This window comes from Nonomuraea sp. NEAU-A123 (assembly GCF_018603905.1).
Classification (GTDB): domain Bacteria; phylum Actinomycetota; class Actinomycetes; order Streptosporangiales; family Streptosporangiaceae; genus Nonomuraea.
This window is the reverse complement of record NZ_JAHFZZ010000008.1, coordinates 411,408-424,951: the sequence shown is the minus strand read 5'-3', so window position 1 is coordinate 424,951 and position 13,544 is coordinate 411,408. Positions and strand designations below refer to the sequence as shown.

18 protein-coding genes and 1 pseudogene are annotated in these 13,544 nt (G+C 68.9%); 7 read left to right on the top strand and 12 right to left on the bottom strand.

Annotated elements, in window-relative coordinates:
• Window positions 1–10 precede the first annotated feature (10 nt).
• The gene (locus tag KLK06_RS27140) at window positions 11–1,705 is read right to left on the bottom strand and encodes a hypothetical protein (RefSeq protein ID WP_214638442.1); all 1,695 of its coding nucleotides are present in this window, start codon (window positions 1,703–1,705) and stop codon (window positions 11–13) included.
• A gap of 86 nt (window positions 1,706–1,791) precedes the next feature.
• Between KLK06_RS27140 and KLK06_RS62480 the strand changes: the two genes are divergently transcribed.
• Entirely contained in the window at window positions 1,792–2,070 is a 279-nt protein-coding gene (locus KLK06_RS62480; protein ID WP_308168469.1) for a Scr1 family TA system antitoxin-like transcriptional regulator, read from the top strand.
• A gap of 20 nt (window positions 2,071–2,090) precedes the next feature.
• On the opposite strand, the gene KLK06_RS27135 is transcribed toward KLK06_RS62480, so the two are convergent.
• Complete coding sequence (locus tag KLK06_RS27135) at window positions 2,091–2,795, bottom strand: hypothetical protein (protein WP_214638441.1); 705 nt, start codon at window positions 2,793–2,795, stop codon at window positions 2,091–2,093.
• Window positions 2,796–2,810: 15 nt separating this feature from the next.
• Entirely contained in the window at window positions 2,811–3,584 is a 774-nt protein-coding gene (locus KLK06_RS27130) for a transposase family protein (protein ID WP_214638440.1), read from the bottom strand.
• Between KLK06_RS27130 and KLK06_RS62475 the strand changes: the two genes are divergently transcribed.
• Window positions 3,510–3,737, top strand: coding sequence for a hypothetical protein (locus KLK06_RS62475; RefSeq protein ID WP_308168472.1), 228 nt, complete (start codon window positions 3,510–3,512; stop codon window positions 3,735–3,737). The genes KLK06_RS27130 and KLK06_RS62475 overlap by 75 nt on opposite strands.
• A gap of 12 nt (window positions 3,738–3,749) precedes the next feature.
• Window positions 3,750–3,932 (top strand): annotated as a pseudogene (locus tag KLK06_RS62470) (DUF397 domain-containing protein); the annotation flags it as partial.
• 136 nt (window positions 3,933–4,068) lie between these two features.
• Here the strand turns inward: KLK06_RS62470 and KLK06_RS27120 are convergent.
• Both KLK06_RS27120 and KLK06_RS27115 read right to left on the bottom strand, forming a co-directional pair.
• Window positions 4,069–4,485, bottom strand: a complete 417-nt coding sequence (locus tag KLK06_RS27120; RefSeq protein WP_214638439.1) for a thioesterase family protein — start codon at window positions 4,483–4,485, stop codon at window positions 4,069–4,071.
• Window positions 4,482–4,775, bottom strand: a complete 294-nt coding sequence (locus KLK06_RS27115) for a hypothetical protein (protein ID WP_214638438.1) — start codon at window positions 4,773–4,775, stop codon at window positions 4,482–4,484. The genes KLK06_RS27120 and KLK06_RS27115 overlap by 4 nt, the downstream gene beginning before the upstream one ends.
• Window positions 4,776–5,182: 407 nt before the next feature.
• Here KLK06_RS27115 and KLK06_RS27110 point away from each other — a divergent pair, with 407 nt between their 5' ends.
• Entirely contained in the window at window positions 5,183–5,449 is a 267-nt protein-coding gene (locus tag KLK06_RS27110) for an ECF-type sigma factor (protein ID WP_214638437.1), read from the top strand.
• A 62-nt stretch (window positions 5,450–5,511) separates the two neighbouring features.
• Here KLK06_RS27110 and KLK06_RS27105 read toward each other — a convergent pair whose 3' ends face one another.
• The 3 genes from KLK06_RS27105 to KLK06_RS27095 form a co-directional block, all read right to left on the bottom strand.
• Entirely contained in the window at window positions 5,512–5,715 is a 204-nt protein-coding gene (locus tag KLK06_RS27105; protein WP_214638436.1) for a hypothetical protein, read from the bottom strand.
• An 11-nt stretch (window positions 5,716–5,726) separates the two neighbouring features.
• Window positions 5,727–5,945: a PLDc N-terminal domain-containing protein gene (locus tag KLK06_RS27100; protein WP_214638435.1), complete on the bottom strand. Its 219-nt coding sequence runs from the start codon at window positions 5,943–5,945 to the stop codon at window positions 5,727–5,729.
• Window positions 5,946–6,268: 323 nt separating this feature from the next.
• Window positions 6,269–7,480 carry an MFS transporter gene (locus tag KLK06_RS27095; RefSeq protein WP_214638434.1) on the bottom strand — a complete coding sequence of 404 codons (1,212 nt, stop codon included), beginning with the start codon at window positions 7,478–7,480 and terminating at the stop codon, window positions 6,269–6,271.
• 59 nt (window positions 7,481–7,539) lie between these two features.
• Between KLK06_RS27095 and KLK06_RS27090 the strand changes: the two genes are divergently transcribed.
• Together KLK06_RS27090 and KLK06_RS27085 are read left to right on the top strand one after the other, a co-directional pair.
• Window positions 7,540–8,538 carry a winged helix-turn-helix domain-containing protein gene (locus tag KLK06_RS27090; protein WP_214638433.1) on the top strand — a complete coding sequence of 333 codons (999 nt, stop codon included), beginning with the start codon at window positions 7,540–7,542 and terminating at the stop codon, window positions 8,536–8,538.
• A gap of 152 nt (window positions 8,539–8,690) precedes the next feature.
• Window positions 8,691–9,026, top strand: coding sequence for a hypothetical protein (locus tag KLK06_RS27085; protein WP_214638432.1), 336 nt, complete (start codon window positions 8,691–8,693; stop codon window positions 9,024–9,026).
• Here KLK06_RS27085 and KLK06_RS61630 read toward each other — a convergent pair.
• Both KLK06_RS61630 and KLK06_RS27070 read right to left on the bottom strand, forming a co-directional pair.
• Window positions 8,983–9,849, bottom strand: coding sequence for a response regulator transcription factor (locus KLK06_RS61630; RefSeq protein WP_284735122.1), 867 nt, complete (start codon window positions 9,847–9,849; stop codon window positions 8,983–8,985). The two genes, KLK06_RS27085 and KLK06_RS61630, sit on opposite strands and share 44 nt — an antisense overlap.
• A 112-nt stretch (window positions 9,850–9,961) precedes the next feature.
• Complete coding sequence (locus tag KLK06_RS27070; protein WP_214638431.1) at window positions 9,962–10,846, bottom strand: sensor histidine kinase; 885 nt, start codon at window positions 10,844–10,846, stop codon at window positions 9,962–9,964.
• A gap of 43 nt (window positions 10,847–10,889) precedes the next feature.
• Between KLK06_RS27070 and KLK06_RS27065 the strand changes: the two genes are divergently transcribed.
• Window positions 10,890–11,057: a hypothetical protein gene (locus KLK06_RS27065; protein WP_214638430.1), complete on the top strand. Its 168-nt coding sequence runs from the start codon at window positions 10,890–10,892 to the stop codon at window positions 11,055–11,057.
• A gap of 277 nt (window positions 11,058–11,334) precedes the next feature.
• Here the strand turns inward: KLK06_RS27065 and KLK06_RS27060 are convergent, their stop codons facing one another.
• On the bottom strand, window positions 11,335–11,823 hold the full coding sequence (locus KLK06_RS27060) for a hypothetical protein (protein ID WP_214638429.1): 489 nt from the start codon (window positions 11,821–11,823) through the stop codon (window positions 11,335–11,337).
• Window positions 11,824–12,291: 468 nt separating this feature from the next.
• Window positions 12,292–13,539: a glycoside hydrolase family 18 protein gene (locus tag KLK06_RS27055; protein WP_214638428.1), complete on the bottom strand. Its 1,248-nt coding sequence runs from the start codon at window positions 13,537–13,539 to the stop codon at window positions 12,292–12,294.
• Window positions 13,540–13,544: the final 5 nt, after the last annotated feature.

The following is a 13,544-nucleotide window of genomic DNA, read 5'->3' as shown; positions in this document are numbered from 1 at the left end:
GCCCCGCCGTTCACGGCTTCAGCTTGAGCCTCTTCCTCGACGCACCCGGGAACACGACGACCAGGTGCTCCTCCCCTGTATCGCCGACCCGCACGTAGACACGGAGCCGGTAGCGGCCCTTCCCCGCGATCGCCAGGTTCGGCATAGGGGCACCCGCGCCCACGTCCCCGCCGCCCATCTCCGGCACGGTGAGCCGGCCGCTGCGGCTGACGATCGGCACCTCGTTGACCTGCTCCCACCCGGCCGTCCGCTGTGGCGGCGCGGTGCGGAAGGCCTTGACCGTAAGGCACAGATCACTGACGTCTTCGATGTGCCCGATGAGCACGGCGCTGCCGGCCACCCCGATTTGGGTGTTGTCGTCGTAGACCTTGTCCATCGCCTGCTCCGCCGCCTCGTCGGTCGCTTCGTCTTCGGGGTCGTGGACCAGATAGCCGGGGTCGCCGTCGACGAACAGGAAGTATTTGGCCGTGGCCTGGGCGACACCCTTCGTCCGGGGCCACGGGTCGCGGCACTTCGCGTTCTCCTCGGCGATGTAGGCGGTGTTCGCCGCCTCCGTCTCCGTGGTCGACCGCAGTAGCTCGGGCTGGGTTGCGCCGACGATCTCCGGGCACACGTAGACGAGGTCCCACGGGTCCGCGCCCCAGGCGGGCCGCGCGCTCCCGGCCCGCGTCAGAACCGCCTTCTGCTCGTCGCGGTCCTTTGTACGGCACAGCGCCCGCCCGTACGCGAGGATCGCCTGGTCCGACAGGCTGTCCGGGAACATGGGCGGCACTCCGCCATCTGTGCTCCGCGCTCGGCACAGGAACGCGGCGTCGCGTTCCGCAGGTTTCAGGTCGCCGAAGCTGGGCCGGTCATAGCAGCCCATCGACCGGCCGGTGTAGGTGAGGTGCGCGCTCTGCTCGGGGTGGATCAGTACGATGATCGGCAGTACGGTTACGGCCGCCACCGCGACGCGGATCACGCGCCGCCGCGCGGGCGGAGGGTCCGCCAGACGCTCCTCAGCGGGCAGTTCGCGGGCGGTCGCCGCGATCCACACGGCGCTGACGAGCCCCACCGCGTCCACCATGACCGGCATCGCCAGATTGCCGCTGGAGATCTCTCCGAAGAGAGCGTTGAGTGGGATCACCAGCGCGTAGACGCTCACCGACAACCACCCGGCGGCCTGCGTGCCGCGACTCCACCGGCCGTCGCGCCGCTGCCCGACGACCGTGATGGTGGTCGCCGCCACCCCGCTCAGCATCGGGCCCAGTTCGACGATGCCGCCCGAGCCAAGGTCTGGGAGGTCGAGTTCGTCGAGCAGTTCGTTGGCCATCCCGGCCAGCTCGACCGCGAACATCGCTCCGGCCGCCGCGCGCAGCATGCGGGACCGCCAGCGGATAACGAGCAGGTAGAGGACATCGATCGCGGTCCACAGCGCGAGCTGGAATGCCGCGCCGACCCCGTCGGGGAGCAGTGCGATGGGGTACCACAGCACGAGGGCGTACGCCACCGCCAGATACAGCAGTCGGCGCAGCGCTCTCGCCCGGCGGTCCAGCGGTCCCGGCGCCGGGGCGCGCAGGATCAGCCACAGGAGCGCGGCCTTCACCAGGGCGGCCACGAGCAGCGCCACAGTCGTCGGGGTGTCAAACCCGCCGCGCGTGTAGAACCCCGCGTAGGCCGGCGGCGACCAATCGACGGCCACCCAGAGCCAGGTGTCGCCGAGCACCAGGCCCGCTCCCGCCGCCGCAAGAACCAGACCTACTAATACAATTCTTATAATCCGCCAGAAACTATCCGAAAGCACGATACGCGATCTTAGCGCGGCACCGCCGTACGGGCGGACACAGCGGAACGAGTGGTCCCAGAAGGTTACGTACCCGCTGCGCCGCCACTTGCAAGAGCCGTGGGCACCCGTTTAACTTCGAAGAGCTGCTAATTCCTGGCCTGCTTCAGACGGCCGACTACTACCGCGCATACCTCGCGACCCGGCCAACCAGTTTCGGCAGTGACGAGATTGATCGAAAAATCGCCTTCCGGATGGCCCGACAAGAGCGGATGCTAAGGAAGCCTAATGAGGGTTTTCCAACCTGAAGTTGCAGGTCATGGGTTTGTCAGACCGTCCATCGCGGGGCGTACTCCAGGTGGATGTCCTGCCCGCCGCCTGGATCCAGGTTCGGCCAGTAGAACAGCCGGCAGACGTGATAGTTGCAGGCGCCCGAGATGTACAGCGAGGTCGCGGCAGCGTGCGGCCCTTCCTTCGCCACAGTGAAAAAGTGACGGGCCGGCTGCCGAAACGCCGCAGTGCTACCGGCCAGAAACAGCGTCTCGGCGTGCACGCGCTGGTGGAGTGTGTCCTTGTTCTCCTGGTAGTTCAGGGCCCGGTAGTCGATCTCTTCGTCGTCGGGTAGGTCGGTGTCCGGCACACCTGCTGTCCGTATTTCACGGGGAGAGCTTCCCGCGGTGATCCGGTTTCGCACCTGCTTCCAGCGGGAGGGCGGGAACTGCAGCGAGTGGTGGACCAGTACGAGATCAAGCGGCCGGTCCGGGCACCTCTCCTCCCTGTCCCAGTCGGGGTTGATCCCAGGGGCGGCCGGAGTGGCGCGCATCGGCAGGTAGACCAAAGAGCGTGGCGAGCGGGCCGCGAGCAGCCACAGCGCGCCGATCCGTCGGCCATCCGTCCGGTCCACATACATGTGATACTGACTGCCGGTGTCGTAGAGTGCTCCATTGGCCAAGGGTTTGGCCGGGCGGATCACCCGGAATTCTGAGGCTCCCAGCCGCACTCGCTGAATGGCGATCTTCACCTGCACGATCATCGGTTCCTTTCATCCTCAGGCTGCCTGTGCGACGCGGTGGTTTTGAAGGACGGCGATGGCCTTGCACAGGTGGCCGGCCTTGGAAGGGCTGCAGCGTAGCTTGCGGAGGATCTTCCAGCTCTTCAGCTGGGCGTTGGCGCGTTCGCCGGGTCCGCGGAGCTTGGCGTGGGAGCGGTTGGCCTGTTTTTGGGACTCGGGTTTGTTCTTGCCCTTGTACGGGGTGACGAGCGGGCCCTCGGCACCTTGGTACGCCTTGTCCGCAAGGGTGATGATCCCAGCCTGATCCAGCGCGCGCAGGATGCCCCAGATGCGGGCGGCCGTCAGGTCATGAGCCTTGCCGGGCAGCGCTGCGGACGTCCACAAGATCGTCCCGTCAGGCGAGGCGATGACCTGCACGTTCATCCCGTGCACGCGGTGCTTGCCGGAGTAGTAGGGCCGGTCGGCCTTGATCCGATCGGTGCGGATCAGTGTGCCGTCCAGCACCAGGTAGTGCAGCCCATCCCGCTTGGCCTTCCGCAACGCCGCCGAGAGCTTGGGAGAACGCGCTGACAGCAGCGCCACCGCCTCCTCCACATACCGCCACGCGGTCGTGGTCGATACCCCGAACCCCGCGCCAAGCTCGGTAAATGACTCACCTTTACGCAGGTAGACCAGGACGAGCAGGGCCTGTCGTCCGGGGTTCAGCCGCCGCCAGACCGACCTCATGGACTTACGGTGACGCCGGATCACCCCGGCGACATAGTTCAGGCTCTGATGCGACAAATCGACGGCGGCACGATAGAACAGCACCTGAAGCTCCTGGTTGTGACGGTGGGGATTGTGGTGATCAACCCGTCTACCAGGAGCTTCTTTGCGTCACCAGCCGAATACCAGCATCGCGATCATGCTGTGATCAGGGCATGCGTCCAGGAGGTTGGAAAACGTTCAATGAGCGGCGATTGAGTAGAGGTCGCCGCTTTGCCTAGGGGTGGAGCTGCTGTGCGTGACAGCAAGGACCCTCATGGGCTACAGCTCCGGTTCAGCGCCTCCGAGTGGGTCGCGTTCATCGATGGCGCCAAAGGGGTGAATTCGACTTGCCCTCCGCCGCCTGAACAAAGGCGCCAGCCGAAGAAGAACGCTCGGTCACCTGTGTGGTGATCGGGCGTTCTTCATGTGCATGCAGGGATTGATCACGCCTCCGGCGGGGGACGCCGCTCCGGAATGATGGCCTCACGACCCAGGCCGCGCCGCAACTGGTGCTGGGCGGTCGGGTATGTCCGGTGTGTCGGTGGTTTCAGAGACCGAGCACGTCCGGTGTGGCGGCCAGGGAGCGCCAGCGGGCCGCCGGGTCGTCCACCAGGCGGCGGGCTTCCAGGTCGAGCAGCCCGCCCACACTGGTCATCTCGGCCGCCACCCGCCCGTCGGCGTGCCTGAACTCCTGCGAGATCCTGAACGTCTTCCCCTCGCCCCACACGAACGCGCACGTCACCTCCACCTCGTCGCCGCCGCGCAGTTCGCCGAGGTAGCGGATGGTGTTCTCCAGGGTCACCGGGCCGACGCCCGAGCTTCGCATGTCGTCGACCGAGATGCCCGCCGCGCGCAGGCACTCCCAGCGGGCGTGGTCGCCGTACTGGTGGTAGACAGCGCTGTTGACGTGGCCCTGCGTGTCGAGCTCATAGCCGCGTACGGCGATGCGTACGGAAAAGGTCATGCCCGTTCCTCCAGCCAGGTGTGCGATTTCACGGTGAGATAACGCAGACCGTCGTCGCCGATCTCGATCCAGTCGCCCCTGGCCCACCCACCGGTCGTCTGCGGGGCGAACCCGTGCCGCTGGAACAGGGTCGACGCCTCCTTCTGCGTCAGCCCGCGCCGCCCCCACTCCTCAATGACCCGGGCCGTCCGCTCGTCCTCCCCGGCCTCCTCCTCGCCCAGGGCGGCGGCGAGCTCCTCGAACCCGCGAGCAATCAGCCGGAGCGCGGCCTGCGTACGAGCGACATCCATCTCTCATCGCCTACCAATCGAATCCGATTGCTAACCGATCCTACCTCGCCAGCTCCGCCGGGCGCTCACCGCAAAAGGCCCTTCGCTTCGCTCCGGACGTCTTTTCAGCCCACCCCTTGCCCGATTCGGTGGTTGGCCGTCTGATGCCCACCCGCTCACAATGGCCCTCCGCTTCGCTCCGGACGTCCTTCCAGGCGAGCTGACACTCGCCCGCTGAAGGACCTCGCCACGCTCGGACCGCCTTCCCAAGAACGCTTCGCCGGGGTCGGCTGATTGGAGCGGACTCGGCGGGGCGGGTGCTGGAGATTGGTGTCCTCGACCTCGACGGGGGACGACCCGGTGGCCATCCATGCGATGCCGCTACGCGCCAAGTTCCGAGGAGCCCTGTAGTGAAGAGAGGTGATCATATGAGGCACACCGATGAGGAGATCGAGCGCGCGGCTCTGCGCTTTGAGCAGTTGGCTGACGCCCTGCCCGACAACGTCGAGTTCGACGACGTGTCCGAACTGCGTGCGATCGCCGAGACCTCCGAGCGGGTCCGGGCCGATGAGGCGCGGCTCACCGAGGCGGTGGCGGTTGCGCGCGCCCACGGCCACAGCTGGAACCACATCGCCACCGCGCTCGGTGTCTCCCGGCAAGCCGCCCGGCAGAAGTACGCCGACAAGGTCGCATAACGGCTCTCGTGCTTCATGGAGGCAGAGGTTGTCTCGGTGTGCCACTCCACCTGCGGACGGGCTCACCAGGTCAGCCAGCGCGGCCAGGTGACGTCGATGTCGAGTAGGTCGATGAGGTGCTGCTGGATCTGGCTGGGGATCAGGATCCGGGGTGGATGTGAGTCGTCGGCCGGGATCAGACTGAGTCGGCTCAGGGCCAGGAGGATGGGCGGCAGGGCGGCGGGCCAGCCTGGAGGAAGGTGATGGGCGGTTAGCTGGGTGAGCAACACGGCTGAGCTCAGACGGCAGACACCCGGTCCTCCGCGGGAGCGGAGCGCTTGCCCAGGTTTCGCCAGCCGATGGCGCCCAGAATCGGGAACAGGACCATGATGATCAGCCAGCCCACCTTGGGCAGCATTCGAATGCGTGCCGCAGGGGTCCTGATGCAGTCGACTAGGGCATAGACGTACAACGCCGCGACTACGAGGTAAATCGCGTAGACCAGCACTGACGTCATCGGGTCACCTCGTGTGCCGGGGCGCCTTGCCCGCTTGTGTGCGGCACGGCACGGCCCCACTGGCCATGCATGCTAACAGGCGTCTCAAAGCGGGAGAGAAGCCCTCCTACCGCCTACGGCCCGGAAAAAGGGCAGGGAACGCAGAGCCATCTCGCAGCGTACCCACGCCCGCGGCGCCACCTCGACGGTGGAAGCGGGTCAGTCCGGCCTGGGGCGCGGCGTGCCCGTACAGCACCAGCCGGCTGCCGGGCCCGGTGCAGATGCTTTGGCGTGCCGGCGCATTCGGCACGTGGGCCGCGGTCAGGGCCGCGGTCAGGGGGCGGTCAGGGTCGTCGTGTGGGCGACAGCGTTCGCCAGGACATCAGGGCGGCGATGGCCGAGGCCGCGCCGGCCACTGTGACGACCAGCCCCGGGGCCGCGACTTCGCCCAGCGCGCCTCCGGCTGCGGCGGCCAGGCCCTGCAGCGTCATCGTTCCGGTCAGCAGCAGGCCGAACGCCTGACCGCGGTGCGTCTCGGGCACCGCGTCGAGAAACCTGCGGGCCAGCGCGAGCTGGTAGGCGACGCCGAAACCGGACACTGTCATCAGGATGGCGGCGTATCCCGGTGTAGGGCGCAGCGCGAACCCCAGCAGCGGCAATCCGAGCGCAAGCGCGAGGGGGCCGGCCAGCCGCTCCCGGTCCGCAGGGCGCACCAGGCGGCCGACGATCAGGTTGCCGGCGAACATCCCGGCGGCGACCGCTGCGAACAGCAGACCGGCCGCGTCAGGCGCGCCGACCTGCGCGGCGTACGGGACCAGCACGCCCTCGGCGCCGACCATCAGCGCCGGTGCCAGCCATTGCGCCAGCAGCAGCGCCCGGACCGCAGGCCGGCGCAGCAGCGCCCGGTTCACCTGCCAGGTCTCGCTGATGCCGGCCGAACCGCCGGTGCGGCGGCGTGGGTGGTGGGCCAGGCGCAGTTGCAGCAGGCCTGCCGAGGCCAGGCAGGTCGCGGCGGTGATCCAGAGCGCGCCTGGCGCGCCGACAGCGGCGATCAGCATGCCGCCGGCGGCGAAGCCGAGCACCTGCGTGCCGCCGGCCGCCATGGAGAACACGGCCCGGCCGAGCACATAGCGGTCGCCGTCTAGCAGGTCGGGCAGAAGGGCGGTGCGCGAAGCGGAGGCGACGGCGCTGGGTAAACCCGTGACGAACACGAGCGCCAGCATGGCCGGTACCGGCAGTAGACCGGCCGCGAGCACGGCGCTGACCGCGGTGCGCAGCACCTCGTAGCCGATCATGACGGTGCGCGGGGGCCAGCGGTCGGCGAAAGCCAGCAGCAGCGTGCCGCCCAGGGCATAGGGCAGGAAGCCTGCCGCATACGCCAGCGCCGACATCAGCGGCGACCCGGTTGCCGCGTAGACGGTCACGGACAGTGCGAGCATCCGCACCGTCTCGCCGATCAGGAAGAGCGTGTAGCTGCCGAACAGCACGCGGAACTGGCCCACAGCGAACACCTCGCGGTAGGTGGCCGGGCGTGGCTCGACGGACGTGGTGGTCATGGCCGACAGCATCACGGCAGCCCGGCCACGGTGACTATGCTTTCGCGTGGAGGCAAAACATGCTGGCCATCGAGGTGGGACCCGTCGACGTGGCGCGTACCCGCTACGCGATCTCGCCGTTGGGCGAGGCGATGCAGGCGCTGCGCGTCGCAGCCGGCGTCCAGGCCGCCGGCCCGCTCCGGCCGTGGGCCGAGCGCATCGCGCCCCGGTACGAGCAGCTGCGCCGGCAGGTGCCCACAGTCGGGGCGCTGACGGCGCTGTTTCGCCGCGGCGGCTACAATGCCGACTTCATCCATCCGCCGCCGTCGGGCTCCGGTGGCGACTTCGCCGCTGAGCTGGCCGCCGTGCGCGCAACGCCGCTGCGCCGTGCACGCCTGGAACTGGCCCGCAACCTGGCGGGACTGCGGACGCCGCCACGCTACGTGCAGCGCATCCTCGACGCGCCGGACGTGGTCACCCGGCTCGCCGATGCGCTCGAGGCGAGCTGGCAGGCGCTGGTCGAGCCGGACTGGCCGCGGCTGCGGGCGGTGCTGGAGCGTGACCTGGTCCGCCGCGCCGGGTACCTGGCGATGTCCGGCTGGGCGGCAGCGCTGTCCGATCTCGACCCGCGGGTGAGCTGGCGCTCCGAGGGGCAGGCCGGGACCATCGAGGTGCGCACGGGCTCGCGTACCGAATGGGACCGGCACCGGCTGGCCGGCAAGGGCCTGCTGCTGATGCCGACGGTGTTCGGCACTCTGATCAGCTATGTCGAGCCGCCATGGCCCTACGCCCTGGTCTATCCCGCCCAGGGCATCGCGGACCTGCTCGGCCCTGTGGCGCGTACACCGGGCGGTGAGGCCCTGAGCCGGCTGGTCGGCCCGCGCCGCGCGGACGTGCTGCGCGCGCTGGACGTGCCTGCGACGACGACGCAGCTGGTCGCCCAGCTCGGCCTGAGCCTAGGCACCGTCGGCAGTCATCTGGCGGTGCTGCGCGATGCCGGCCTGGTCACCCGCACCCGCGCCGGCCGGGCCGTCCACTACGAGCACACGCCGCTGGGCGCGGCCCTGGCGGACAGCTGAACGCCACCGGGCGGCCCACCTGGCCGCCCGAGGCCGGCACCTCCCAGCGCGCTCCGGCCGGTCGGCAGCCCTGAATCCCCGTGTACGCCGGGGATTCTGTCGGTGGCACCGGCTACCTTCTTGTCCGAACACCTGTGCGATAGGAGGGCCACATGATTGCCGCTGAGCAATTCGAGCGTGCTGCTGTGCTAGGGGTCGCCGTGGCGGAGGAGATGCGGCGGTTGCTGAGACTCCACGCGGTTCCGGCCGAGGAGGCGGGTGACGGCACCGTCTTGGTCGACGTTCCCTACCCGGACGCCGCCGTGGTGGTGGCCGTGCTCGACGTGGCCGCCGACTGTTTCGGCGAACGGGGCGGCTCGGTCGAGGAGACCCGCCAGGCCGCCCTGGAGACGGTCTTACAGCTGGCGGGCTTCGACGACGATTCCCAGCTCAACCTCGCCGAGGTCAGGGGGCCGGGCGGACGAGACCGTGGCGGTACGCGTATGTGACGGCCTGCGCGCGGTCCCTCAGGCGGGCCTTGGCGAAGAGATTGTTGATGTGGGTCTTGACGGTGGCTTCGCTGATGAAGAGCCGGGCGGCGATCTCGCTGTTCGACAGGCCGTCGGCGATGAGCCGCAGCACGTCGACCTCGCGTGGCGTCAGGCCGTCGCGCGCGCCGGCGAGCACTTCGTCGCCGGTGCTCGTTGTGGTGTCCGCGCTGCCGGGAGGGTGCTGTTCGATTGTCGCGTCCAGCCTGCCAAGGGGCGGTGTGGGAGGCTGCCGGAGAGCGGCGGGGCCATTGGCGAGATCAGGTTGTTCGTGCGGATCGGGATCAGGTCCCTCACCCGGTGGTCGGCCGCCATCGGGAGTAGTCCGGTCCGGCGGGTCGCCCCAGGGCCGACTGTCGTCAGGAGCTGTCATGGCGTCGAGGAGGCGGCGTTGGACAGTTGGATCGAGCTGGGCGTTGCCGCGTACGACGGTGGCGATGGCCTTGGCGATCTCGTCCGAGTCCGCGCTCTTGGTGAGGAAGCCGCGTGCTCCCGCCCTGAGCGCGGCGAACACCGACTCGTCGTCCGAATACGTCGTGAGCACCACCACTTGGGTGCCCGGGTGTTCGGCGCGGATGCGGCGGGTGGCCTCGACGCCGTCCATGCGCGGCATCCGGAGGTCCATCAGCGCTACGTCGGGCCGCTGCTCCGCGACCAGGTGGAGGGCCGCCTCGCCATCCCCTGCCGAACCGACCACCTCGATCCCCGGCAGGAGGCCGAGCAGCAGGACCAGCCCCTCACGGACGACGGCCTGGTCATCGACGACCACGACCGTGACGCTCATGATCCGGTCACCGCGGCCCACCGGGCGAGCCTGGCGGGGCTGTTGGACGTGAGGGAAGCCATGCGGAAACCCCGCAGGCGGACGCGGAAGCCGCCGTTCGTCTCACCTGGGTTCATGCCGGGACCCACAAATGGACTTGGAAACCGTCAGTAGTCTCGCCCGCTGACAGGGTGCCGCCGAGAAGCTCGGCTCGTTCGCGCATGCCCATGAGGCCATATCCTCCCCCAGGTGTGCCCGGCTCGGCGCTGGCGGGGTTGGTGATGCGCAGGTCGCATGAGCCGGGCTCGTACACCAGCCTGACCGTGGCCGGAGAGCCGGGCGCGTGCCGCCGTACGTTCGTCAGAGCCTCCTGGGCCGTGCGCAGCAGGGCGAGCTCTGTCTCCGGGGGCAGGCGGTGCTCCGCGCCCGAGATGTGCAGCGTGCACGCCCGGTCAGTGGTCGCCTGGAAATCCTCCGCCAGCGTTCGCAGCGCCTGCGGAAGGGCGGGGGAGTCTTCGCGCAGGGCCGACACCGCCCGCCGGGCCTCCTCCAGCCCGGATTTGGCCAGGTCGCGCGCGCGGACCACACGGTCGAGTGCTTCGTCGGTTTTGTCCGCGCGGAGCAGCAGCTTGGCGCCCTCCAGGTGCACGAGCTGCGCCGACAGCGAGTGGGCAAGGATGTCGTGGATCTCTCTGGCGATCCGCGCCCGTTCGGCGAGTACGGCCTCGCGGGCTTCGGCGGCTCTGGCCGCCCGGCGTTCCCTGACCGAGTACGCCACCAGGAATATCAGGCAGGCGCTGAGGATGAGGCTGAGATCGCGATCCAGCCGGCCGGAGATCGCCCCCTCCGCGAGCAGCCCGCCGATGGCCAGAAGCCCGATCGGCGCCGAGTGGCGCAGCGGCAGCCGGACCGCGGCTATGCCGAGGCAGTAGAGCAGTACGGCGAGCGCCGGACCGCCGTCGACCACCGCGTCGAGGATGATCGCGAGAGCGACCGACAAGCCGAGCGCGATCGCCATGACAGGCACCCGGGACGTGGTCGTCGCGGTAGACGCTCGGGACGTGATCGTTCTGATGGGCCAGCGGGACGCGATCGTCATGCGGGACACGCGGGACATGATCGCTCTGACCAGTACGCCGAATGCGATGCCTTTTTGCGACACGCTGACGGGCTCGGACGGGCGCGACACCTCGTGGTCCAGCGGTGGTCGGGGCATCACTTGGTCCTGAGATGGTCGGGACGCCGCTCGGTCTGGCCGAGGTCGGGGTTGCGGTTGGGGTGGTGAGGGGCGTGGTGCCTTGTGGTTCTGTCGGAGTGTGGATGTCTTGCGGGTCAGGGGGAGTTGGACGATGAGCAGGATGATCACTATGGCCGAGGTCAGTGCGGTGACCGTCAGGCTGGTGCCGGTCAAACCGAGCGTGGGCTTGGCCCGTATTTGTGCCCATACGAACACCACGATCGCCCCCACCCGCAGTACGAAGGGGACGATCTTTGACGGGTCGGGCATCACTCCACGAAGTTATCCGCCCGCACGGTCGTAGCGGAAAGAGCGCGGCCGCGACGGGCGACGAGGAGGGCCTGGGTGCCGATGGTCAGGCCGATGAAGAACAGGAGACCGGAGGTCGTGACGGGCAGACCGAGGGCGGCGCCGGCGAAGTAGAGGCCCACGCGGCTCGCGAGCGAGGCCAGCCACGCCAGAACGGTCAAGGGGGTGGCTTTCGACCAGGTCACTCCGGCCTCGTCCATCCAGACGCGCACGGTCGCGGCACGGATGGCGCCGAAGACCACGGCGGCGACGGCCTCCATGGCCCCGAGGGCCAGGCTGAGGGCCAGGTGGTCACCGTCGATGAGGCCGCCGGTGAATATGCCCAGCACGATCAGGGCAGCGGAAACGTAGACGATGCCGTTTCTGGCCGTTGGGCGGGTCTTCATCTGGCGATAAACGATGAAGACGGCGGCGGCGAGGATGAGCAGGGCGCTCTGTGTGGGCTCCATGGGCTTGACGGTAGGGAGGAAGGATGTGGCTGCGGATCGGACTGGGGGTTGAGCCGTGGATCTCCACCCTGGGGTGGAGGCACCTCCGCCGGATAGGTGGTGTACGGGCGCAGCAGGAAACACGCCCGCACACCACGATCACCCGGCCCCGGATCACCCGGCCCCGGATCACCCGGTCCAGAATCGGGTGGGTGACCGCGGTAGGGCGGCCTGGATCGGGCGGCTCCGCCTCACGCGGTCTCGTGGTTACCCGGTTCTGTGATCACGTGGCCCTGAATCGAGCGGGGTCACCGCGATCAGGCGGTTCCGAATCACGTGGCCCCGAAACGAGCGGGGTCACCGCGATCACAGGGTCGCGAGTCACGCGCACCCGAATCGGGCGGTCCCGAATCGGGTGGGTGACTGCGATCAGGCGGTTCCGTGATCACGTGGTCCTGTGGTCGCCTAGCGCCGTGAGTCGCGTCGTGATCATCGCAGTATCGAGTACAGCGCCGACGTGAGTGAGGCCTGGGAGTCGTCCTGGTCGATGGACCACATCATCGACCCGCCCAGCCCCTTGAGCCGGATGTAGGCCGCCTTCTGCAGCATCACCTTCGGATCGTCGTACGACCAGAACTCGTTCCCGTCGTACAGCCACAACGTCCCCGTGCGCAGGTCCCGATACCGCTTGCCGGGCTTGGTCACCAGGTCCTTGTAGTCCTCCGTCCCCGGCCCCCACTTGCCGGGTGCCGGTCCGGTGGCGGGCTTGTAGAGGCCGTCGCCGCCGGCCGTCACCCCGGTCCAGCCCTGGCCGTACGCGGGGACACCGACCACGATCTTGCCGGCGGGCGCGCCGCGGGACAGGTAGTCGCGTACGGTCTGGTCGACGCTGTAGCGGATCGGGTTCGGGTCGCGGCGGTCCGGCAGGAGGTTGCCGTTGTGGCCCGTCTGGAGCTCCCAGTTGCCCCGCAGGTCGTACCCCTGGACGGTGGCGAAGTCGAGTTGCCGGAATACCTGCCGCACCTCGTACCCGGCGTCGATCTTGGTGGCTGCGGCCGGTAGGAAGGCCGTCAGCTGTGACGACGCGGAGAACGCCCGCAGTCGCGAGCGCAGTTCCGCTGTGAAGAGGGTGAAGTTCCGCTTGTCCTCGGGCCTGATGACGTTGCCGTCGGCGCCGGACGAGCCGGGCCACTCCCAGTCGAGGTCGATGCCGTCGAACACCCCGGCCCCGGCACCCGCCGCCAGTCCCGGCAGGTCGCCGCGCAGCCACAGGTCGACGCATGACTGTGCCAGCTCGGCGCGGGACTCGGGGGTGAGTACGGCGTCGGAGAAGTAGCGGGAGCCGGTCCAGCCGCCCAGCGAGATCAGCACCTTCAACCCCGGATGCTTGGCTTTGAGCTTGCGCAGCTGGTTGAGGTTGCCGTTCAGGGCCTGCCCGGGCGCGTCGGCCACGCCGTCCACGCTCTGTTCGGCGGGTACCGGGCGCTGCCAGTCCGCCCACGGGTCGGCCGAGTAACAGGCGCCCTCCGCGTTGACGAAGCCGAAGGCGTAGTTGAGGTGCGTCAGCTTGGCGGCGGCGCCGCTGGCCTCGACGTCCTTGACGTGGTAGTTGCGGCCGTAGACGCCCCACTGGATGAAATAGGCGACGCGCTTGAAGCCGGTATGGGCCTCGGCGGGTACCGCCACCGCCGGGAGGACCAAAAGGAGGGAGAGAGCGAGCAGGATCTTCTTCTTCACCGGGC